General features: G+C 72.0%; 16 protein-coding genes. 8 read left to right on the forward strand and 8 right to left on the reverse strand.

The features are described from left to right. Window positions 1-24 precede the first annotated feature (24 nt). Entirely contained in the window at window positions 25-2,598 is a 2,574-nt protein-coding gene (locus tag ACWDEX_RS13530; RefSeq protein ID WP_450463423.1) for a helicase-associated domain-containing protein, read from the reverse strand. 183 nt (window positions 2,599-2,781) lie between these two features. Between ACWDEX_RS13530 and ACWDEX_RS13535 the strand changes: the two genes are divergently transcribed. Together ACWDEX_RS13535 and ACWDEX_RS13540 are read left to right on the forward strand one after the other, a co-directional pair. Next, window positions 2,782-3,825 carry a hypothetical protein gene (locus ACWDEX_RS13535; RefSeq protein WP_450463424.1) on the forward strand — a complete coding sequence of 348 codons (1,044 nt, stop codon included), beginning with the start codon at window positions 2,782-2,784 and terminating at the stop codon, window positions 3,823-3,825. Between the two features lie 52 nt (window positions 3,826-3,877). Next, window positions 3,878-4,495, forward strand: a complete 618-nt coding sequence (locus tag ACWDEX_RS13540; RefSeq protein WP_450463425.1) for an HAD family hydrolase — start codon at window positions 3,878-3,880, stop codon at window positions 4,493-4,495. A gap of 20 nt (window positions 4,496-4,515) precedes the next feature. On the opposite strand, the gene ACWDEX_RS13545 is transcribed toward ACWDEX_RS13540, so the two are convergent. Further along, window positions 4,516-4,767 carry a hypothetical protein gene (locus ACWDEX_RS13545; RefSeq protein ID WP_450463426.1) on the reverse strand — a complete coding sequence of 84 codons (252 nt, stop codon included), beginning with the start codon at window positions 4,765-4,767 and terminating at the stop codon, window positions 4,516-4,518. A gap of 171 nt (window positions 4,768-4,938) precedes the next feature. Between ACWDEX_RS13545 and ACWDEX_RS13550 the strand changes: the two genes are divergently transcribed. After that, the gene (locus tag ACWDEX_RS13550; RefSeq protein WP_450463427.1) at window positions 4,939-5,322 is read left to right on the forward strand and encodes a cold-shock protein; all 384 of its coding nucleotides are present in this window, start codon (window positions 4,939-4,941) and stop codon (window positions 5,320-5,322) included. Window positions 5,323-5,362: 40 nt separating this feature from the next. Here the strand turns inward: ACWDEX_RS13550 and ACWDEX_RS13555 are convergent, their stop codons facing one another. The 4 genes from ACWDEX_RS13555 to ACWDEX_RS13570 form a co-directional block, all read right to left on the reverse strand. Continuing rightward, window positions 5,363-6,217, reverse strand: a complete 855-nt coding sequence (locus ACWDEX_RS13555) for a 1,4-dihydroxy-6-naphthoate synthase (RefSeq protein WP_450463428.1) — start codon at window positions 6,215-6,217, stop codon at window positions 5,363-5,365. Next, complete coding sequence (locus ACWDEX_RS13560; RefSeq protein ID WP_450463429.1) at window positions 6,214-6,954, reverse strand: futalosine hydrolase; 741 nt, start codon at window positions 6,952-6,954, stop codon at window positions 6,214-6,216. Before ACWDEX_RS13560 ends, ACWDEX_RS13555 begins: the two co-directional genes overlap by 4 nt. Continuing rightward, on the reverse strand, window positions 6,924-7,391 hold the full coding sequence (locus tag ACWDEX_RS13565; protein WP_450463430.1) for a DUF2771 domain-containing protein: 468 nt from the start codon (window positions 7,389-7,391) through the stop codon (window positions 6,924-6,926). The genes ACWDEX_RS13560 and ACWDEX_RS13565 overlap by 31 nt, the downstream gene beginning before the upstream one ends. 334 nt (window positions 7,392-7,725) lie before the next feature. Continuing rightward, window positions 7,726-9,153, reverse strand: coding sequence for an MFS transporter (locus ACWDEX_RS13570; RefSeq protein ID WP_450463432.1), 1,428 nt, complete (start codon window positions 9,151-9,153; stop codon window positions 7,726-7,728). 380 nt (window positions 9,154-9,533) lie between these two features. Between ACWDEX_RS13570 and ACWDEX_RS13575 the strand changes: the two genes are divergently transcribed. The 4 genes from ACWDEX_RS13575 to ACWDEX_RS13590 all read left to right on the forward strand — a co-directional run bounded on the left by ACWDEX_RS13575 (window position 9,534) and on the right by ACWDEX_RS13590 (window position 15,996). Then, window positions 9,534-10,463 (forward strand): DUF3027 domain-containing protein, encoded by a 930-nt coding sequence (locus ACWDEX_RS13575; protein WP_450463433.1) that lies wholly within the window; start codon window positions 9,534-9,536, stop codon window positions 10,461-10,463. A gap of 157 nt (window positions 10,464-10,620) precedes the next feature. Beyond that, the gene (locus ACWDEX_RS13580; protein WP_450463434.1) at window positions 10,621-13,806 is read left to right on the forward strand and encodes a sacsin N-terminal ATP-binding-like domain-containing protein; all 3,186 of its coding nucleotides are present in this window, start codon (window positions 10,621-10,623) and stop codon (window positions 13,804-13,806) included. A gap of 222 nt (window positions 13,807-14,028) precedes the next feature. Continuing rightward, window positions 14,029-14,949, forward strand: a complete 921-nt coding sequence (locus tag ACWDEX_RS13585) for a hypothetical protein (RefSeq protein ID WP_450463436.1) — start codon at window positions 14,029-14,031, stop codon at window positions 14,947-14,949. 201 nt (window positions 14,950-15,150) lie between these two features. Continuing rightward, window positions 15,151-15,996: a calcium-binding protein gene (locus ACWDEX_RS13590; protein ID WP_450463437.1), complete on the forward strand. Its 846-nt coding sequence runs from the start codon at window positions 15,151-15,153 to the stop codon at window positions 15,994-15,996. Window positions 15,997-16,041: 45 nt separating this feature from the next. Here the strand turns inward: ACWDEX_RS13590 and ACWDEX_RS13595 are convergent, their stop codons facing one another. Next, window positions 16,042-18,435: a cation-translocating P-type ATPase gene (locus tag ACWDEX_RS13595; protein WP_450463439.1), complete on the reverse strand. Its 2,394-nt coding sequence runs from the start codon at window positions 18,433-18,435 to the stop codon at window positions 16,042-16,044. Window positions 18,436-18,538: 103 nt separating this feature from the next. Next, window positions 18,539-18,790 carry a DUF2530 domain-containing protein gene (locus ACWDEX_RS13600; protein WP_450463440.1) on the reverse strand — a complete coding sequence of 84 codons (252 nt, stop codon included), beginning with the start codon at window positions 18,788-18,790 and terminating at the stop codon, window positions 18,539-18,541. 248 nt (window positions 18,791-19,038) lie between these two features. Here ACWDEX_RS13600 and ACWDEX_RS13605 point away from each other — a divergent pair, with 248 nt between their 5' ends. After that, window positions 19,039-20,490 (forward strand): NCS2 family permease, encoded by a 1,452-nt coding sequence (locus ACWDEX_RS13605; protein ID WP_450463442.1) that lies wholly within the window; start codon window positions 19,039-19,041, stop codon window positions 20,488-20,490. The last annotated feature ends 2 nt before the right edge of the window (window positions 20,491-20,492 follow it).

A 20,492-nucleotide genomic window follows, 5' to 3' on the forward strand; every position in this document is an offset into this window, starting at 1 on the left:
CCAGTGTGCCTCATTGTGGGGTGATCACACCTGGTCGTCCGCGAGCTCCGCGACCCCCGTGACCCTGTGCAGCGCATACGTGCGGACCTCGTCCGCAGTGTGGTCGTAGGCCGTGACGAAGCCTCCCTCCACACGGACGGGGGCGATGAGGCGTTGGGAGGCGGTCCCCTCGGCGTTGACGTAGCCGATCCAGACGGAGCCGCCGATGAGGACGGCGGCCTGCATGGTGGCCAGGGTCTCGGCGGGGGTGGTGCGGGGGAGGTCGCCGCTGGTGGCGGGTGCCGTGCCGGTCTTGTGCGGGGTCGTGGAGGCCAGGTCGCCGGCGCGAATGGCACGGAGGGCCGCCGTGAGGAGCGAGGCGTCGGGGGTCGGGGGCCCGTCCGGGACCGGCGTCGGCGGCGTCCGCGGCGGGGTGCGGTGGGCGTGCGCGCGGGCGATCAGGACATCGCCCTCGGCGGACTCCGCGGCCGGGGCGAAACCCAACGCCCGCAGGCCGTCGAGGAGCGTCGCCGGGTCGGCCTGGGCGGCCAGGACCGTCGGGGCCAGCCGGCGCAGCCCCAGGGAGGCCGCGCGCTTGTCGGCGAGGATCTCGTTCAGCAGGGCGTCGTCGTCGCAGCGCACGTATGCCGAGGCCGCCCCTACGCGCAGATGTCCGTGCCTGCGGGCCACGTCGTCGATCAGATAGGTGAGCGGCTGCGGGACCGGGGTGCGGGAGTGCGCGGTGAGGAATGCGTGCAGGTCCGAGGCCGAACGGCCCGCGTCCAGGGCGCGGCGTACGGAGGCGGGCGTGAAGCGGTAGACCGTCGCACCGCCCTTCGACTCGACGTCCGCGAGCACGCCGAGCACCTCGGCCAGCGGGCGCTCCAGCGGGCCGGGGGCCACCGCGGTCAGGTCCGCCTGGAGCAGCACATGGTCCAGGGGCTCGGGAAGCAGCGGAGCGAGGAGGCGTGCGGCGCGGGTGGCGGCCGTCGCCCGCTCCGCGGCGGAGAGGGGTTCGTCCGGGAGGGACCGGTGGTGCTGCCGGTGGACGGGGAGCTTGTCGCCCGGTCCGGCCGGGACCGGCGGGTGGTCCGGACCCCGGCCGAGCAGGGCGCGACCGTGGGTGGACAAGGCGCCGCGGCCCGTGACGCCCAGCGTCTCGGCCTCGGACAGCGCCCACCGGGCGAGGCGGGTACGCAGGTCGTCGCCCGCCGGCCGGTCGCCGCGAGACGGGCGCTCCCAGCTCAGGCGGGACAGCATCGAGTCGGTGGCGACCGAGGCGCCCTCGGGCAGAGCGGCGAGCAGGGTCAGGACGCGGTGGCGGACCTCCGGCGCGGCCGAGCGGTCGAGGCCGGGGCCGAGCGCCGAGAGCGTACGGTCCTTGGCGTCCCGGCCGCCGACCAGGCCCGGGGTGCGGGTCGCCGTGAGCCAGGCGGTGGCGAGCCGGGTCCACCGCTCGGCGGCGGGCAGCTCGCGCCACTCGTCGTACGCCGGGGTCGCCGCGTACCGCTCGTCCGCCTCGCCGTCCGTCGCCAACAGGCCTGCGGCATAGGCCAGTTCGACCCAGAAGGCGGCGTCGGGCTCGGTCAGGTCGAGCGCCACGGCCGTCCGCTTGAGGTCGCGCACGCTCAGGCCGCCCGCGCGCAGCACCAGCGGCCCGCCCTCGTCCCAGTCCTTCAGCAGCTCCTCGACCGTCGCGAGCGCGGTGTACGCCTGCGCGGCCGCCGTCGCGTCCACCACCTGCGGACGGTACGTCGCGGCGGTTGCCACGAGGGGCGGGAGCGGCTCGGTGTGGCGGTGCGCGCGGCCGGAGCGCAGGTGCAGGGCCACCTCGCGGGGGAGTACGACCGTGCCGGGCGCCGTCGGCAGCAGCAGGCCCCGGTCGAGGAGCCAGCGCAGATGCGGGGCGGGGTGCGGGGTGACCTGGCCGTACGGCGGACCCCACACCAGTCGGGACAGCACGTCGAGGGATTCGGCGGGGGCGGCCGCCAGGAGCGCGGACGTGCGGGCGCGGTCGGTGAACAGGGCGGTGAGCGAGGCCACGGCGGACACGGCGTCGTGCGTGGTCGGCAGCCCGGTGGCGGTCAGGATCTCCTGGATCCGGCCGGGGGACATTCCCGCGGTGGCCTCGGCGACGGTGGGGCCGAGGCCGGTGGGCGAGGGGTGCTGCGGGGAGGGGGCGAGCAGCTCCCGGGCCGAGCGGACGAGACGGAGATGCTCGTCGGTGCCCCAGACGAGGGCCTGCTCTCGGAGGGTGTCGAGAGCGCCTGTGAGGGCCATGTCGACGACGGGGTCGGCCTCCGCGCCGCCGTCGCCGGCCAGCAGGCCGAGGAGTTCGTCGTAGGTGGCCGGGTCCGCGGCCACGGCCAGTGCCTGAGCGGTCTGCTGGGCGAACCGGTCCAGGCGCTCCAGCGCGCGGACGACGCTCGCACGGGTGGTGGCACGGGCGGCGAGCTGGGCGAGGTCGGTGGGGACGGGCGTGATGAGGTCCGGGCGGGCACGGAGGAGGGCCGACAGGGAGGCGTCGTCCTGCGCGCGCAGGGACTCGGCCAGCGAGCGGGGTGTCGTGGTGCCGCCGGTGGCCGGTGGTTCCTTGCGTGAGCGCGCCTCGGGGGTCATCCGGTCCACGGTAGCGGGTGAGGCGGGGGTGGCGCGGAGGTCGCCGCCGTTCGGCCCGGTCCGGGCCCGTCCGGCGTTCGAAGAGGCAGCCGAGGCCGACACGAAGTCAGGGCGCGCAGCCCCTCCGATGGCGGCGCGCCCGGGATACGGTACGGGGAACGCGGCGTATCCCGGAGGGACTTCGTGGGGATCGAGAGCGACCAGCTCGTCTTCGACTATCTGAGCAAGGTCGGCGACCTGGCCCAGCAACAACAGCTGCCGTCGGGCGCGCGCATGCGGCTCGTCGCCGGGCTGCGCCGGGAGATCGACCAGGACCGGGCGCAGTCCCAGGCCGACAGCCCGGCCGCCGTGCGTCGCATCCTCGCCCGTCTCGGCACCCCCGACGAGGTCGTCGCCGCCGCGTCCGTCGACGCTCCCGGCGGCGTCGCGCCCAGCCCCGCCGCCGACGTACCCGCTCAGCGCGCGGACCCGGCGGACGACCGTCCAAGGGGCCTGCGCCGCGTCGTGTCCCGTCCCGGTCCCGACGACCGCCCCAGGGGCCTGCGCCGCGTAGTGCCCCGTCCCCGCCCAGCCGAGCCCTCGCCCGCCGACACGTCCCGGAACGCGCCCTCCCCGCCCCATCTGGCCGGTGCGCACGAACTCGGCGACAGCGCCACCAGGCCCGACTGGTGGCGCGCGGACGGCGGCCCCGGCGGCAGCGCGTTCGGGCTCGGGGACGGTGTCCCGGGGTTCGTCGGCGGCCTGGAGATCCCCGAACTGCTGACACCTCCGCCGAAGGACACGTCGAAGCCGGAGGGCGACCGCACGGATCCGGACCCGCAACCGGCCGTGGAGGCAGACCCCGCCGGGGAGGAGGCCGCCGGCTCGCGTCGCCGTCTGCCCCGCCTCAGCGGTCGGCGCAACCCCCTGTTGCTGCTCGCCGCCCTGCTCCTGGTCGCCGGTGCGGTCATCGGCAACTGGGTCGCGCTGGGCCTTGGCTGGATCATCGCGTGGGCGTCCCGTCGGCTGACCCCCATCGAGTCCAAGTGGGCGGTCATGGGCATGCCCGGCCTGATCGCGGCCGCCGGCATCGTCTGGCTCTGGGGCCGCACGGACGGCCGCTGGGGCGATCCGATCGCCCAGGGTCACATGAGCGACGCGGTCGTCGAGACCTGGCCATGGGTCCTCCGCGGAGCGGCCGTCGCGTCGGCCCTGTACCTGGTGTGGCGCTCACAGCGCGTGAGGTGAGGGCGCGGACCCACGGCAGGCGCCGCGGGCGTGACCGGGAACAATGGCTCACATGACCTCTCGCGCCCTCACGGTCGGCTTCGACCTCGACATGACGCTGATCGACTCCCGGCCCGGTATCCGCGCCTGCTACCAGGAGCTTTCCGCGCGTACGGGGACGTACATAGACGCCGACCTGGTCATCACCCGGCTCGGGCCGCCGCTGGTGGACGAGCTGGTCAACTGGTTCCCGGCGGAGCGGATCGACGCGACGGCCGACCTCTACCGGGAGATGTACCCCGCCACCGCGATCGCCGCGACGCCCGCCATGGCCGGTGCCCGCGACGCGATCGAGGCCGTGCGGGCGGCCGGCGGGAGGGCGATCGTCGTCACCGCCAAGTACGAGCCCAACGCCAAGCTGCACCTGGAGCACCTCGGCATCGAACCGGACGCGGTGATCGGTGACCTGTGGGCTGAGCGCAAGGCGGAGGCGCTGGTCGAGCACGGCGCGGCCGTCTACGTGGGCGACCACACCGGTGACGTCCGTGGCGCCCGCAGAGCTGACGCGTACTCCGTCGCCGTCGCCACCGGCCCCTGTGCCGCCGACGAACTGAGGGACGCGGGCGCGGACGTCGTCCTCGCCGACCTCACCGAGTTCCCCGCCTGGCTGACGGCGTACGAGCCCCGGTAGCGGCGGGCGGTCCCGGCCCGCTACGACCGGGTGTCGCGTGCCCGCCTGCGGCCCTCCGCGATCGACTGGAGCAGCCCCGCACCGGCCATCAGGAAGCCCACTCCCATGAGCATGCTCAGGCCGAACATGTAGGTCGGGAAAGGCTTCGTCCCGAGCAGCAGCGGGGCCACAGTGACCATAGTGGCCACCGTTCCGACGAAGAACACGATCGCACCGGCACGGATCAGCCAGTCGCCGGCCGCGGCGGAATTCGCTTGGGTTTTGTCACGCACCGGACCAGGGTAGTTCCCAGCGCGAGGAACAACTCGGCGACGTCTTGTCACCGGCCCCTGGACCATTAGCCTTGGTACCGGCGGGCCCGTGCGGCCCGCTGCAGTGCTATCCAGAGCGATTTCACTACTTTGCAGACGCAGTTTCCGACGAGTACGAGGACGAGGACAGACGTGCCCACCGGCAAGGTCAAGTGGTTCAACAGCGAGAAGGGCTTCGGCTTTCTCTCCCGCGACGACGGCGGCGACGTCTTCGTCCATTCCTCGGTTCTCCCCGCCGGAGTCGATGCCCTCAAGCCGGGGCAGCGCGTGGAGTTCGGAGTGGTCGCCGGTCAGCGCGGCGACCAGGCGCTGTCCGTCACCCTTCTGGAGCCGACCCCCTCGGTCGCGGCGGCGCAACGCAAGAAGCCGGACGAACTGGCCTCCATCGTCCAGGACCTGACGACCGTCCTGGAGAACATCACGCCGATGCTGGAGAAGGGCCGCTACCCCGACAAGGCCTCCGGCAAGAAGATCGCGGGCCTGCTGCGCGCGGTTGCCGACCAGCTGGACGTCTGACCGAGGGACGGCCCGCGAGCCTGGGAACCCGGTTTCCCGGTCAGGGGAACGCGAGTGCGTTCGGGCCGAGGGGAGGCAGCAGCCCCTCGGCCGCCGCGCGCGTGAGCAGCCCCCGGATCGCGGCATAGCCGTCCTCGCCCAGGTCGGCCGTGAACTCGTTGACGTACAGCCCGATGTGCTGGTCGGCCACCGCCGGGTCCATCTCCTGCGCGTGCTCCATCACGTAGGGCCGCGACACCTCGGGGTCGTCCCAGGCCATCCGTACCGATGTGCGGACGGAGTCGGCGAGCAGCGTCAGCATGTCCGCGCCCAGCGCGCGCTTGGCGATGATCGCGCCCAGCGGGATCGGCAGTCCAGTGGTCAGCTCCCAGTGCTCGCCCATGTCGGCGAGCTTGTGCAGGCCGTAGTTCTGGTACGTGAACCGCGCCTCGTGGATGACGAGCCCCGCGTCGACCTTCCCGTCCCGCACGGCCGGCATGATCTCGTGGAACGGCATGACGACGATCTCGCCCACCCCTCCGGGCACCGTGTCCGCGGCCCACAGCCGGAAGAGCAGATACGCCGTCGACGTCTCACTCGGCACCGCGACCGTCCGGCCGCGCAAGTCGGCCCCCGGCTCCCGGCTGAGCACCAGCGGGCCGCAGCCGCGGCCCAGCGCGCCGCCGCACGGCAGCAGGGCGTACTCGTCGAGGACCTGGGGCAGGACGGCGTACGACACCTTCAGCACATCGAACTCGCCGCGTTCGGCCATGCCGTTGGTGATGTCGATGTCGGCGAAGGTGACGTCGAGCGCGGGCGCGCCCGGGACACGGCCGTGGGCCCAGGCCTCGAAGACGAAGGTGTCGTTCGGGCAGGGCGAGTAGGCGATCTGCAGGGGCTTGCCGGATGCGGTCATGCGGGTATCCAACCCTCCAATAGGGGCGCGAGCTTCCCGAAGCCCTCGGTGAGAGCCGCGAGGGCGTCGCCGATGCGCCAGGCGGCGCGGTCGCGCGGGCCGACGGGATTGGAGACGGCGCGCACCTCGACGACGGGGGTGCCGTGCGCGGCGGCCGCCTCGGCGACCCCGAATCCCTCCATCGCCTCGGCGAGCGCACGCGGATGGCGGGCGCGCAGATCGGCGGCGCGGGCGGCGCTCCCGGTCACGGTCGAGACGGTGAGCACGGTCCCGGTGAGGGCCCCGGTGGCGTCGGCGAGGTCTCGTACGAGTGGCTGCGGCGGCCGGTGGTTGACGGTACCGAAGCCGAGTTCGGTGACCGGAAGGAAGCCGTCCGGGGTCTGCGCGCCGAGGTCGGCGGCGACGATGTCGTCGGCGACGACGAGCGAGCCGACGGGCGCGTCGGGTGCGAAGCCGCCCGCGATCCCGGCGGACACGACAAGGCCGTAGGGGTCACCCCGGAGGGCGGCCGCGGTGAGCGCGCAGGCGGCGGAGGAGGCAGCCAGGGCGGGGCCGACGCCGGCGGCGACGAGGTCGAGGGCGCCGACGCGGTGCAGGGTCACCCCGGGGAGCGGAACCTCGACGGCCGGGGACGCGAGGGCCCCGGCCACCGCGTCCCGTTCAACGGGGACCGCGGTGGCTACCAGGACACGCGGGGACGACGTGGTCAGGAGCCCTTCTTGAGCTTGAAGGTCCACAGGCCCGTCACCGTGCGCTCGCCCGCCTTGACGGAGACGCGCGTGGAGTTGCCGGTGGCCCCGTACTGCGCGTTGAAGAACACGCTGCCCGGGATCGTGCGGTACGTCTTGGTGCTGGAGTCGGTCAGCGGCTGACCGTTCATCAGGATCGTCCAGCCCTTGTCCGCGATGCTCGGGTCCACGCCGAAGCGGACCGTCTCGTCGGGGTCGACCGTGATCGACTTGACGTCCTTCGACGCGAGGCACTTCACGAGGTTCGCGTTGCTCACCGTCTTGCCGTCGTTGTAGCAGTCAGGTCCGGCCTGGGAGCTCACCGAGTTGGTGCCGACCGTGACGGTCGCCATCGGCGTCGGCTTGTTACAGGCGGACAACAGGAGAAGTCCGGCGGAAACGGCGCCGAGGGCGGCTACGGCGCGACGGGAAGGCAGTGCGGTCATGGCCGAAGGTTATCGGGCGTGTCCAGTCCGTTCCCCACGTGGGGTGCGCGACGTGCCGCGCACTCGTGCGATCAGGTGCCTAGGTGTGCTTCGAAAGTCCCGTCGTCCGCCCGAAGGGCGGGCGCCGCGGCGTCGTCGGGCACCGCCCGCGCGAGCGAAGCCGAGCGTGGGGGAGCGTGCGATCGCAAGGCGGAGGGTCGCCCTCGTACTGGGCGTTTCGAGGGCGACCCCGACAACGCGGCTGCGGGTCCCCCCTGCTCGAAGAGCTTGGGGGAGCGCGTGCCAGGCGTCGCGTGCCAGGTGGGATTTTCGAAGCACACCCTGACCTCGCCGGTCAGGCCACCGCTCGCGTCGCGCCCGCGCCGCGCCGCGCCGACGCGAGCAGGCCCCGTACGGTCGTCAGCCAGCCCGTCGCGACGATCGCGGCGGCCACCGAGAGGCCCAGCACCCCGATCAACGGCAGCACGATCCCGATCGCCCCGCCCAGCACCCACGCCATCTGCAGCAGTGTCTCGGAGCGCGCGAACGCGGACGTGCGGACCTGGTCCGGCACGTCCCGCTGGAGCAGCGCGTCCAGCGACAGCTTCGCGAGGGCCTGCGCGAACCCGGCGACCGCCGCCAGCAACGCCACCAGCAACGTGCCGAAGAAGACGGCCGCGGTGATCGCCGCGCCCAGCACGATCGCCACCACCGTCACGATGATCACTTCCGGTGCGCGTGATTTCAGCCAGGCGCCGACGGCCGTGCCCAGGGCGTTGCCCGTACCGGCCGCGACGCCCACGATCCCCAGGGACACCGCCGCGCTCTGCCCGGCGAGCGGGTGCACACGCAGCAGGAAGGCCAGGAAGAAGATCAGGAAGCCGGACAGGCAGCGCAGTGAGGCGTTGGCGGCCAGGGCGTGGGTGACGGCGGGGCCGACCGTGCGCAGGCCGGGCCGCGGCTGGGCCGTTCTGCGGCGCGGCCCGTGCAGGTGCTGGGCGTCCGTGGCGAGCAGCGCGGTGTCCTCGCCCCTGGCGGAGTCGACCTTCGGCGGCAGCGAGAAGGACAGGAACGTTCCGGCGGCGAACACCACGAAGGCGCCGTACAGCGGCCAGCTCGGCCCTATGGTGTGCAGTCCGGCCCCGATGGGGGCGGCCACGCCGGTGGCGAGCAGGCCGCCGAGGGTGACCCGGGAGTTGGCCTTCACCAGGGAGAAGTGGGGCGGCAGCAGCCGTGGCACCACAGCGCTGCGGACCACGCCGTAGGCCTTGGACGCGACGAGGACACCGAGTGCCGCCGGGTACAGCTCCAGGCTTCCGCTGGCGACCGCTCCGGAGATGACCAGCGCGAGCAGGGCCCGGGCGACCATGGCGCCCGCCATCGCGGCCCGGCGGCCGTGCGGGAGACGGTCGAGGAGGGGGCCGATCACGGGCGCGAGGACCGTGAACGGCGCCATGGTGATGGCGAGGTAGAGCGCCACGCGCCCGCGGGCCTCGTCGGTCGGCACGGAGAAGAAGACCGTGGAGGCGAGGGCGACGGTGATCAGGACGTCGCCGGCGCCGTTCACGGCGTGCAACTCGATCAGCTTGCCGAGGCCGGACTCGCCGGCACCGTGCGCGTGGGTGGCCCTGCGGATGACGCGGGCGGCTCCGGTGAAGGGCAGGCGCAGGGCACGGCCGACCGAGCGGACGGACCTGCCGAACCGGCCCGAACCGCCACTCTGCCTGTGCCCGTCGACCCCCGTGATCCCGGGGGCTTCATGGGGCGACCTCGCTGCTGCCACCCCGTCATAGTGCCCCGAGAAAGGCGGGCGTAGTGAAGTTGCCGCGCGTACCGGGTCCCGTGGAGTCGTGACCGGGGGTTCGGGTGGTGCCCCGGGGAAGGGCGCCGGACCGGGCGGCCGCGCCCCAGGGCGTGGGCCTCGCTTCGGTACAGCGCAGCGACTCGGTGTGGGCCCAGGAGCCCGGAGAAGGTAGCGTGCGTAGCGCGCCGTGGCGGTTGTTCTCGGCCGCGCGCCTCTCGGCCATCCCGCAGAATGGGTGGTGTGGGTGCGCCCGAGCGCGATGGGGCGTGGACGTCGACGCGGTCCCCTGGTCCGCTCCGTCCGCACCTCCAGCCGAGGAAAGGTGCACCCGTGAGACGCGTAGGAGAGAAGCGATACCTGTGAGCGCAGCGACAACGCGAAGCCGCACCCCCGACCGCCTGTGCGCCGAGGCCGTCGACCTCGCCCGCGCTGCCGCCGAGGAGGTCGCCTGGCCCGGCGTCGTCGGCGAGCACGTGGGGATGGTGTCGGAGGGTGACCGCGTTGTCACGCACTTCTTCGCGTGCGAGGAGCTGGGGTACCGGGGCTGGCGCTGGGCGGTGACCGTCGCGCGGGCCTCGCGCGCGAAGGTGGTCACGCTCGACGAGACGGTGCTGCTGCCCGGCGCCGACGCGCTGCTCGCGCCGGAGTGGGTGCCGTGGAGCGAACGGCTGCGCCCCGGCGACCTCGGCCCCGGTGACCTGTTGCCGACGGACGCCGAGGACATGCGCTTGGAGCCCGGTTACTCGGGCGAGGACGAGCCGCCGCCGAACTCTGTGCTCTCCAGGGAGACGACGGAACCGGTCGAGGCGGAGGAGGACGCCGAGGCGACCGCACAGGCCCCGGCGGATCTGCCGGGCGCGCCGTCGCGCGGCTCCATCACGGCGGTGGCGGAGGAACTGGGCATGCGCCGTGCCCGGGTCCTGTCCCGCTACGGGCTGCATGTCGCGGCCGACCGCTGGGAGGAGGCGTTCGGGTCGAAGACCCCGATGGCACAGGCGGCGCCGGCCACCTGTGTGAGCTGCGGCTTCCTGACGCCGATCGGCGGATCCCTGGGGCAGGCCTTCGGTGTGTGCGCCAACGAGTTCTCCCCAGCGGACGGCCGCGTGGTCTCCCTGGCGTACGGCTGCGGAGCCCACTCGGAGGCCGCGGTCATGCCGAAGACACCGCGGCCCGCCCCGCCGGTGGTCGACGAGACGAAGGTGGAACCGTTCCCGCTGCGGCCCTCCCCGGACTCGGGTTCGGTCCCCGTGGTCCCGGACGAGTCGACTGCCGAACTGGGGCACTCGTAGGGGCGGCCGGGCATGCTCGGCCCGTTGTCGGGGAGGCGCGAGGACGAGGCGGTTCGGGCCCGATGAGGGCCGGGCGAGGCCCCCGGGGGACGGCACGCAAGACGGTACCTTCGTCCCGCGGTGAGCGGACGCGTGCCGCGAGAGGGAGAGTGAAAGCGTGAGCAAGTTCGTGCGGCCGGCAGCCGAGGGCGCGGACCCGTTCGGAACGGCCCGCCTGCGCCGCGGGGTGCTGGACGCCTGGGCGACCAGCCCGGCCCGGTTCCGCGAGGACGCCAACGCCGAGGAAGACCTCGTACTCGGCGGGTACCGCGACCGGCTGGTCGTCGAGCTCGCGCAGAACGCCGCCGACGCGGCGGCCCGGGCGAAGGTGCCGGGCCGGCTCCGGCTCACCCTTCGCGACGGCGTGCTGGTCGCCGCCAACACCGGTGCGCCCCTCGACGCGGTGGGTGTCGAGTCGCTGTCCACCCTGCGGGCCTCCGCCAAGCGCGACACCCATGAGCACGCCGTCGGCCGCTTCGGTGTCGGCTTCGCCGCCGTTCTCGCGGTCAGCGACGAGCCCGCCGTCGTCGGCCGGCACGGCGGCGTCCGCTGGTCCCTGGTCGAGGCTCGTGAGCTGGCCACCGAGACCGCCCGGCACAGCCCCGGCCTCGGCGACGAGATCCGCCGCCGCGACGGGCACGTACCGCTGCTGCGGCTGCCGTTCGCCGCCGAGGGCACCGCCCCGGACCCGTACGACACCGCCGTCATCCTCCCGCTGCGCGACGCCGCCGCCGAGGACCTCGCCGAGCGGCTCCTCAACGCGGTCGACGACGCTCTCCTGCTCGCTCTGCCCGGCCTCGAGGAAGTCGTCGTCGAGGCCGGCGGCCAGGCGCCCCGCACCCTGCGCCGCCGTACCGACGGCGCCGACACGATCGTCGAGGACTCCATCCCCCACTCTCGGCCTCGCTCGAGCGGGGGGACCCCCATCGGCACCACCCGCTGGCGGACCGTCTCCCGGCACGGCGTCCTCACCCCGGACCTCCTCGCCGACCGCCCGGTCGAGGAGCGGCTGCGCCCCCACTGGTCCGTCACCTGGGCCGTCCCCGTCGACACCGACGGCACACCGGCCCGGCCGCGCACCGCGCCGGTCCTGCACGCCCCGACCCCCAGCGAAGAGGCACTCGGCGTGCCCGCCCTGCTGATCGCCTCCCTCCCGCTGGACCCCAGCCGCCGCCACGTGGCCCCCGGCCCGCTCACCGACTTCCTGGTGGAGCGTGCCGCCGACGCCTACGCCGAACTCCTCGCCGCCTGGCGCCCGGTGACTTCGGGCGTCATCGACCTGGTCCCGGGCCCCTTGGGCAAGGGGGAGTTGGACGGCGCCCTGCGCCGCGCCATCCTCGACCGGCTGCCCCGCACGGCCTTCCTGCCGCCCGCGAACGAACCCGGTGACGACGGTGAGTTGCCCGAGGCGCTGCGCCCTCGTGACGCCGAGATCGTCGAGGGAGCCGGCGCCGAGACCGTGCGGGTCCTCGCCGAGGTGCTGCCCAGCCTGCTGCCCGCGGGCCTCGAACGCCGTGTGGAGCTGCGGACGCTGGGCGTTGCCCGGGTGCCGCTGACCGAGGCGGTCGACCGGCTCGCGGGTCTCGAGAAGGAGCCGGACTGGTGGTGGCGGCTGTACGACAGCCTGGTCGGGGTCGACCCCGACCGGCTGTCCGGGCTGCCGGTGCCGCTCGCCGGGGCTGCCTCGCAGGAGTTCGGCGTGGGGGGAGCACGTACGACCATCGGGCCCCGGCAGGTCCTGCTGCCGACCTCCGACGGGCCGCCGGTGGCTCCCGACGCCCTCGTCCGGCTGGGCCTGAAGGTCGCCCACCCGGACGCCGTTCACCCGCTCCTGGAGAAGCTCGGCGCCCTGCCGGCCACCCCGCGCGCCGTGCTCACCACTCCGCAGGTGCGGGCTGCCGTCGCCGCCTCCCTGGAGGACGAGGGGCCCGGCTGGGACCAGGAGGGCCTGGACACCGAGGAGCTGGCCGACACCGTGCTCGCGCTCGTCCGCGAGGCGGGCCTCGAACCGGGTGACGAGCCCTGGCTCGGCGCCCTCGCCCTGCCCGACGAGGACGGCGAACTCGCGCCCGCCGGTGAACTCGTCCTGCCCGGCAGCCCGTTCGCTGGTGTCATGCGGGAGGGCGAACTCGCCTTCGTGGACGCCGAGATGGCCGAACGCTGGGGCGGACAGCCGCTGACCGCCTGCGGCGTGCTCGCCACCTTCGCTCTCGTCCGGGCCACCGATGTCGTCCTCGACCCGGACGAACTGGAACCCCGCGACTCGGACTTCGCCGAACCGGACGACATCGGGCTGCTGGACGCCGTCGACGTGTGGTGCGAGGACGTCCTGGACCGGCTGCCCGACACACCCGTACCCCCGGTGGCGACCGAGGTCGTGTCCGTGCGCGACCTCGACCTCGTCGACGACGACCGCTGGCCGCAGGCCCTCGCAATGCTCGCCGAGCCCCCACTGCGCGACGCGCTCACCCAGCCCGTGCGGATACTGCTGCCGGACGGCACCCACGAGGTCGTACGGCCTTACACCGCCTGGTGGTTGCGCGGCCACCCGGTCCTCGGCGGCCGTCGCCCCGCCGGCCTGCTCGCCGCCGGCGGCGACCCGCTCCTGCACGGGCTGTACGACGAGGCGGAAGCCGCCGGGTTCGACGACGAACAGGTGTTGCGCGCCCTCGGCGTACGGACCTCGCTCGCCGCGCTCCTCGGTGAGCCCGGCGGCGCCGCCGAACTGCTGGACCGGCTCGCCGACCCGCAGCGGCACGTCTCCGCCGCCCAGTTGCACGCCCTCTACGGTGCGCTGGCCGACCTCGACCCGGAGCAGGTGACCCTGCCGGACGAGCTGCGTGCGATCGTCGACGGCCGCGTGACCGTCGTGGACGCCGCCGAAGCGGTGGTCGTCGACTCGCCGGACCTGCTGCCCTTCACCGAGGGCGTTCCGCTGCTGCTGGTCCGCCCCGCGCGCGCCGCCGACCTCGCCGAACTGTTCCAGGTACGGCGGCTGAGCGAGTCGGTGACGGGAGAGGTGACCTCCGAGGGCGTCGAGCACGAGGTGCCGGAACCGGTACGGGTCCTGCTCGGACCGGCGACCCCGGCGACCTACGTCGAACACGAGGAACTCGTCGTCGACGGCGTGGAGATCGACTGGCGGCTCACGCCGGACGGCGTGCTGCACGCCGCCACCCTGGAGGGCGTCGCCGCGGGGCTTGCCTGGGCGGCGGGCCAGTGGCCGCGCCGCTTCGAGGTCGCGGCCCTGCTGGAGGACCCGTCCCGTACGGAGGAACTGGCCCGGGACCGCTGGTTCGACTGAGGTCCGAAGCCGTTCGAGTGAGATGCCGGAGTGGTTCGACCGATGCCCCGAGTGGTTCGAGTGAAGCCCTGACGGGCATTCGAAAAAGCTCCACATGCTCGTGCAACTGTTCATGTCTGTGGGGAGTCTGTGTCTGCGGAGCTCATCGGCTCCGCAGACCAGGCGGGCGCGCGGCCGCTGTAGAACCGTCTCGCGTGCCCCTTCGAATCGTGGGGAACACCTATGCGCACTCGTGCCACTGTGGCCGCCGTCTCCGGCGCCCTGGCCCTTTCCGCTTTCGCCGTTCCGGCCGCGCAGGCCGACGGTCACGCGTCCTTCCACACGGACGTCGCCAAGATCCGTGAGGCCGCTACGGCCACCCATGGCAAGACCGCTTTCAGTGCCACCGCCACCGACCCCGGCGAGCCGTACGCCCTGAACGTCACCTTCTCCAATTTCAAGATCGGCAAGGCGTACAAGGTCGGCACGACCAACGCCGTGACGATCCCGGTGACGTACACCCTGACGCACGGTGCGGACGTCAACATCAAGGCGTCCGACTTCGAAACCTACCCGTTCCTCTACCAGGGCTCCCTGGCCGAACCGAGCAACATCCTCTTCGACTACGACGACGCCACCTGCACCGCCACCTCGTCGACCGTGGCCACCTGCAAGGGCAACATCGGCATCCACCCGACCTGGCACGAGCTGACCAACGCGGAAGCGGGCACCTGGAAGGCCGGCGCCGGCGCCGTCGCCTGGAACGGCCAGAAGGACAAGGCCAACCCGGACCTCTCCAAGGTCGGCTTCGCCGAGCAGGGCGGCCTCGGCTCCACGCTCATCCAGCGCAACTCCAAGCTGACCGTGGACGCGGCGCCGGAGCCGGTGAAGAAGGGCGGCACCCTCACGGTGACGGGCAAGCTGTCCCGCGCCAACTGGGAGGACAACAAGTACCACGGTTACACCGCCCAGCCGGTGAAGCTGCAGTTCCGCAAGAAGGGCAGCAGCACCTACACCACGCTCAAGACGATCAAGACCAACAGCACGGGCAGCCTGAAGACCACGGTCAAGGCGACCGGGAGCGGCTACTACCGCTACTCCTTCGCGGGCACCACGACGACCCCGGCGGTCAACGCCACGGGTGACTACGTCGAGGTGAAGTAACCCACGGGGCAGCCCCCGGGGCAGTGACCCCGGGGGCGTCCCTAGCCCTGACAGGCCTTCGAAAAAGCTTCGCATTCTCGTGCAACTCTTCATGCCTGTGGTGAGTCTGTGTCTGCGGAGCCCATTGGTTCCACTGACACAGACGGGCCCGCGGACGCCGCAGAACCGCCTCGCGTGCCCCTTCAGACGTGGGGAAGACCTATGCGCACTCGTGCCTCTGTCGCCGTCGTGACCGGCGCTCTGGCTCTCACCGCCCTCGCCGTTCCGGCCGCGCAGGCCGCCGACGCCCCGAGCGCCGGCGCGCTCGCCCGGAGCGTCGCGCCGACGGGGAAGTCGACCGCCGACGTGTCCTACGGCGACACCAAGATCTCCAACGTCGTCGTCAACGGCGGCAAGTCGGTCATCCTCGGTACCACCCTCAAGAAGACCTTCACGGTGACCTTCACCGTCACCGACAACTCCGGCGTCAACACCACCGACTCGGCCCTCGCGATCCTGTGGCACGGGTCGACCTTCGACAAGGCGGACAACGCCTTCGTGCCGAACCAGAAGTACGCCACCTGCACCAAGGTCAACAGCACGTCGGTGAACTGCAAGCAGACCTACACGGTCGACCCGACCTGGGACCTGCTCAACGCGAACGCGGGCACCTGGAAGACCTGGGCGCTCGGCCAGGGCAAGGACGCCGACTACGTGCAGAAGGACAACGTCAAGAGCTTCTACGTCAAGCGCAACTCCAAGCTGACCGTGGACGCGGCGCCGGAGCCGGTGAAGAAGGGCGGGACCCTCACGGTGACGGGCAAGCTGACCCGCGCCAACTGGGAGGACAACAAGTACCACGGTTACACCGCCCAGCCGGTGAAGCTGCAGTTCCGTAAGAAGGGCAGCAGCACCTACACCACGCTCAAGACGATCACGACCAACAGCACGGGCAGCCTGAAGACCACGGTCAAGGCGACCGGGAGCGGTTACTACCGCTACTCCTTCGCGGGCACGCCCACGACCCCGGCGGTCAACGCCACGGGTGACTACGTCGAGGTGAAGTAACCCACGGGGCAGCCCCCCAGGGCAGTGGCCCCGGGGGTGTCCCCCTCAGGCGGGGAAGCGGCGGTCGACCCACTTCCACAGGAACTCCAGGACGACCGCCGCCACCGCCGCGATGCCCACCGCGACCCACGGGATCGTCACCCCGACCAGCTTCAGCGCGAAGAAGCTCTGCAGCGACGGCACGGCCAGGACGAACAGGAACGCCACGCCCATCGCGGCCACGAGCCCGATCCGCCACCAGGTGTAGGGCCGGGCGATGATCGCCAGCACCCACAACGAGATCAGGAACAGCGTCAGCGTCGCCGCGCTGGTCTGTGCCTCCAGCGCACCCGGGCCCGAGTAGTGGCGGCGGGCGATCAGATACGTGACGAAGGTGGCGATCGCCGCCACGACCCCGCCCGGGATCGAGTACCGCATCACCCGCCGTACGAAGTGGGGTTTGGCGCGTTCCCGGTTGGGTGCCAGTGCCAGGAAGAAGGCCGGGATACCGATCGTCAGGGTCGACAGCAGCGTCAGGTGCCGAGGCAGGAAGGGGTACTCCACCTGCGAGAGCACCACCAGAAGCGCCAGCAGCACCGAGTAGACGGTCTTCACCAGGAAGAGCGTGGCGACCCGGGTGATGTTCCCGATCACCCGCCGGCCCTCGCCGACCACCTCCGGCAGCGTGGCGAAGCTGTTGTCGAGCAGCACGATCTGGGCCACGGCGCGGGTCGCCTCCGAGCCCGAGCCCATCGAGACACCGATGTCGGCGTCCTTGAGGGCGAGTACGTCGTTCACACCGTCGCCGGTCATCGCGACCGTGTGCCCGCGTGACTGCAGCGCGCCCACCATGTCCCGCTTCTGCTGGGGGGTGACCCGCCCGAAGACGGTGCCCTTGTCCAGCGACTTCGCCATCTCCGCCTGGTTGGAGGGCAACCGCCGGGCGTCCAGGACCTCGCCGGACAGGCCCAGCTTTCCGGCCACCGCGCCCACCGACACCGCGTTGTCGCCGGAGATCACCTTGGCGCGTACGTTCTGCTCGGCGAAGTAGCGCAGCGTGGCGGCGGCGTCCGGGCGCAGCCGCTGTTCCAGGACTACCAGGGCGGTGGGCCGGGCGCCGTCCTTGACCGTGGGGTCGTCCAGGTCGCGGGTGGCACGGGACAGCAGCAGCACGCGCAGCCCCTGCTCGTTGAGCCGCCCGGTTTCGGCCAGGGCCGGGTCGTCGGGGCCCAGCAGCACGTCGGGGGCGCCCAGCAGCCAGGTACTGGACTCGCCGTTGCCCTCGCTGAAGGAGGCACCGCTGTACTTCCGGGCGGAGGAGAAGGGCAGCGCCTCGGTGCAGCGCCAGTCCTCGCTGTCCGGGTAGGCGTCGATGATGGCCTGGAGGGACGCGTTGGGGCGCGGGTCCGATTCACCCAGCGCCCCCAGGACCTTGCGCACGTACGTCTCGTCGGCGCCCTGCAGCGGCCGCAGCTCGCTGACGTCCATGCCGCCCTCGGTGAGCGTGCCCGTCTTGTCCAGGCAGACGGTGTCGACGCGGGCGAGCCCCTCGATGGCGGGCAGCTCCTGGACGAGGACCTGCTTGCGGCCCAGCCGTATGACTCCGATGGCGAAGGCCACGGAGGTCAGCAGGACGAGTCCCTCGGGGACCATCGGCACGATGCCGCCGACCGTCCGGGCGACGGAGTCCTTGAACCCGTGCTGCTTGACCACGAGCTGGCTGAGGACCAGGCCCAGCGCGGTCGGGATCATCATCCACGTCACGTACTTGAGGATCGTGGAGATGCCGGTGCGCAGCTCGGAGTCGACGAGGGTGAAGCGGCTCGCCTCCTCGGCCAACTGAGCGGCGTACGCCTGCCGGCCCACCTTGGTGGCCCTGAACGCTCCGCCGCCGGCGACGACGAAGCTGCCCGACATGACGGGGTCCCCGGAGCGTTTGACGACGGGGTCGGCCTCACCGGTCAGCAGTGACTCGTCGATCTCCAGTCCGTCGGCCTCGACGCAGATGCCGTCGACCACGACCTTGTCGCCCGGCCCGATCTCGATGATGTCGTCCAGCACGATCTCGGACGTACCGATCTGAGCGGCCACCCCGTCCCGGCGTACCGTCGGCCGTGCCTCGCCGATCACCGCGAGCGAGTCCAGGGTCTTCTTGGCGCGCCACTCCTGGATGATGCCGATGCCGGTGTTGGCGATGATCACGTACCCGAACAGGCTGTCCTGGAACGGCGCCACGAACAGCATGATCAGCCAGAGCACACCGATGATCGCGTTGAAGCGGGTGAAGACGTTCGCCCGGACGATCTCGCCCAGGGACCGGCTGCTGCGGACGGGTACGTCATTGATCTGGCCGCGGGCGACCCGTTCGGCCACCTCGGCCGCGGACAGTCCTCGCGTCGGCCCCGGCAGGGGAGCGGGGTGCACGGGATCGAGCTCGGCGCCCGCGTCGATGTGCGTCATGCATTCGACGGTACGTGGCGATATCAGCCTTCACCCGTCGAGGGTCCCCAAGTTCCGACCTGGGGAGGAGCGTGCTCGTGCCGTGGTTGTACGCCGGGCCCCGCTATCGCTCGGCGGCGGCCCGCCTGATCGCGGCGTCGCGCCTGCGGACGTACCAGATGCCGATGCAGCCGAGGCCGGCGCCCGCCAGGCATGTCCACAGCCACCAGGTGTGCCCATGGGTGTCGAACCAGCCATAGAACGGGAGCTGGATCAGGAAGAGGACGAACCAGATGATCGTGCCGCCGGTGATGGTGGCGACCACGGGGCCCTCAAGGGGCTCCGGCGCCTCGTGCCTGGGGGTCCACTTCGCCATGCGCTCAGCTTACGAGGAGGAGGTACGCCCGTGGGGGCGACCCCGGACAACCCTTGCACAGCCGTTGTCTACGCGCGGAGATAGCGATCTAGACCTTATATGTTCATACTGAAACGGTTTGAGTCTGGCCAGCTATGTTCGTATGAAACACCAATGGGGACGTGGGGGAACCCGTTGGTGTACTTCGAGGGTGAGGCTCGATCGCGTTGTTTGGTCCCCCGAAGATCCCCGCATCATTGAGGTCACGCATGCCCACCTCGGCCCCCGCCAAGGTCCCCGCCCAGGGTCAGCCGGGCACCCCGTCCCCGTCCGGTGCCCTCGACCGCTTCTTCAAGATCTCTGAACGAGGCAGCACCCTGTCCCGCGAGGTCCGCGGCGGTTTCGCCACCTTCTTCGCGATGGCCTACATCATCGTGCTGAACCCGATCATCCTCGGGAGCGCGAAGGACATGTACGGGCATCAGCTCGACCACGGTCAGCTCGTCACCGCGACCGCCGTGACCGCCGCCTTCACCACGCTGCTCATGGGTGTGATCGGCAACGTCCCGATCGCCCTCGCGGCCGGTCTCGGCGTGAACACGGTCGTCGCCCTGCAGCTCGCCCCGCGCATGTCCTGGCCGGACGCGATGGGCATGGTCGTCCTCGCCGGCTTCGTGGTGATGCTGCTGGTCGCCACCGGTCTGCGTGAGCGCGTGATGAACGCCGTGCCGCTCGGCCTGCGCAAGGGCATCTCGATCGGCATCGGTCTGTTCATCATGCTGATCGGCCTCGTGGACTCCGGCTTCGTCAGCCGCATCCCGGACATCGCGCACACCACGGTCCCGCTCCAGCTCGGTGGCGACGGCCACCTCAACGGCTGGCCGGTCCTGGTCTTCGTCCTCGGCGCTCTGCTGACCCTCGCGCTGATCGTCCGCAAGGTGCCGGGCGCGATCCTGATCTCCATCGTCGGCATGACGGTCCTCGCGGTGATCATCAACGCGGTCGCCAAGGTCCCGTCCTGGGGCCTGACCGTCCCGAAGTGGCCGGGCAACCCGGTCGCCACCCCCGACTTCGGCCTGCTCGGCAAGGTCAGCCTGTTCGGCGGCTTCGACAAGGTCGGCGCGCTGACCGGAATCCTCTTCGTCTTCACGGTCCTGCTGTCGTGCTTCTTCGACGCGATGGGCACGATCATGGGCGTCAGCGACGAGGCCAAGCTGACCAACGCCGAGGGCGACATGCCCGGCATCAACAAGGTCCTCTTCGTGGACGGCATCGCGGTGGCGGCGGGCGGCGCCAGCTCCTCCTCGGCCACCACCTGCTTCGTGGAGTCCACGGCGGGCGTCGGAGAGGGTGCGCGTACAGGCTTCGCGAACATCGTCACGGGCGCCCTCTTCGCGGTGGCGCTCTTCCTCACCCCGATCGCCACCATGGTCCCCTCGCAGGCGGCCACCCCGGCGCTGCTGGCGGTCGGCTTCCTGATCATGTCGAACTCCGTCAAGGAGATCGACTGGGCGGACTACACGATCGCGATCCCGGCCTTCGTGACGATGCTGATGATGCCGTTCACCTACTCGATCACCAACGGCATCGGCATGGGCTTCATCACGTTCGTGGTGCTGCGTCTGGCGGCGGGGCGGGTCCGTGAGATCCCGGTCGCGATGTACGTGGTGTCGGCGGTCTTCGCCTTCTACTACCTGATGCCGGCGCTGGGCCTGACCTGATC

The sequence above is a fragment of the Streptomyces sp. NPDC001020 genome (genome assembly GCF_053599115.1).

Bases quoted from the DNA above. Each gene is read 5' to 3' on its own strand.
- ACWDEX_RS13590 (WP_450463437.1), top strand. From the start codon at position 15,151: ATGCGCACTCGTGCCTCTGTCGCCGTCGTGACCGGCGCTCTGGCTCTC.
- ACWDEX_RS13600 (WP_450463440.1), bottom strand. From the start codon at position 18,790: ATGGCGAAGTGGACCCCCAGGCACGAGGCGCCGGAGCCCCTTGAGGGC.
- ACWDEX_RS13595 (WP_450463439.1), bottom strand. From the start codon at position 18,435: ATGACGCACATCGACGCGGGCGCCGAGCTCGATCCCGTGCACCCCGCT.
- ACWDEX_RS13530 (WP_450463423.1), bottom strand. From the start codon at position 2,598: ATGACCCCCGAGGCGCGCTCACGCAAGGAACCACCGGCCACCGGCGGC.
- ACWDEX_RS13540 (WP_450463425.1), top strand. From the start codon at position 3,878: ATGACCTCTCGCGCCCTCACGGTCGGCTTCGACCTCGACATGACGCTG.
- ACWDEX_RS13605 (WP_450463442.1), top strand. From the start codon at position 19,039: ATGCCCACCTCGGCCCCCGCCAAGGTCCCCGCCCAGGGTCAGCCGGGC.
- ACWDEX_RS13565 (WP_450463430.1), bottom strand. From the start codon at position 7,391: ATGACCGCACTGCCTTCCCGTCGCGCCGTAGCCGCCCTCGGCGCCGTT.
- ACWDEX_RS13585 (WP_450463436.1), top strand. From the start codon at position 14,029: ATGCGCACTCGTGCCACTGTGGCCGCCGTCTCCGGCGCCCTGGCCCTT.
- ACWDEX_RS13555 (WP_450463428.1), bottom strand. From the start codon at position 6,217: ATGACCGCATCCGGCAAGCCCCTGCAGATCGCCTACTCGCCCTGCCCG.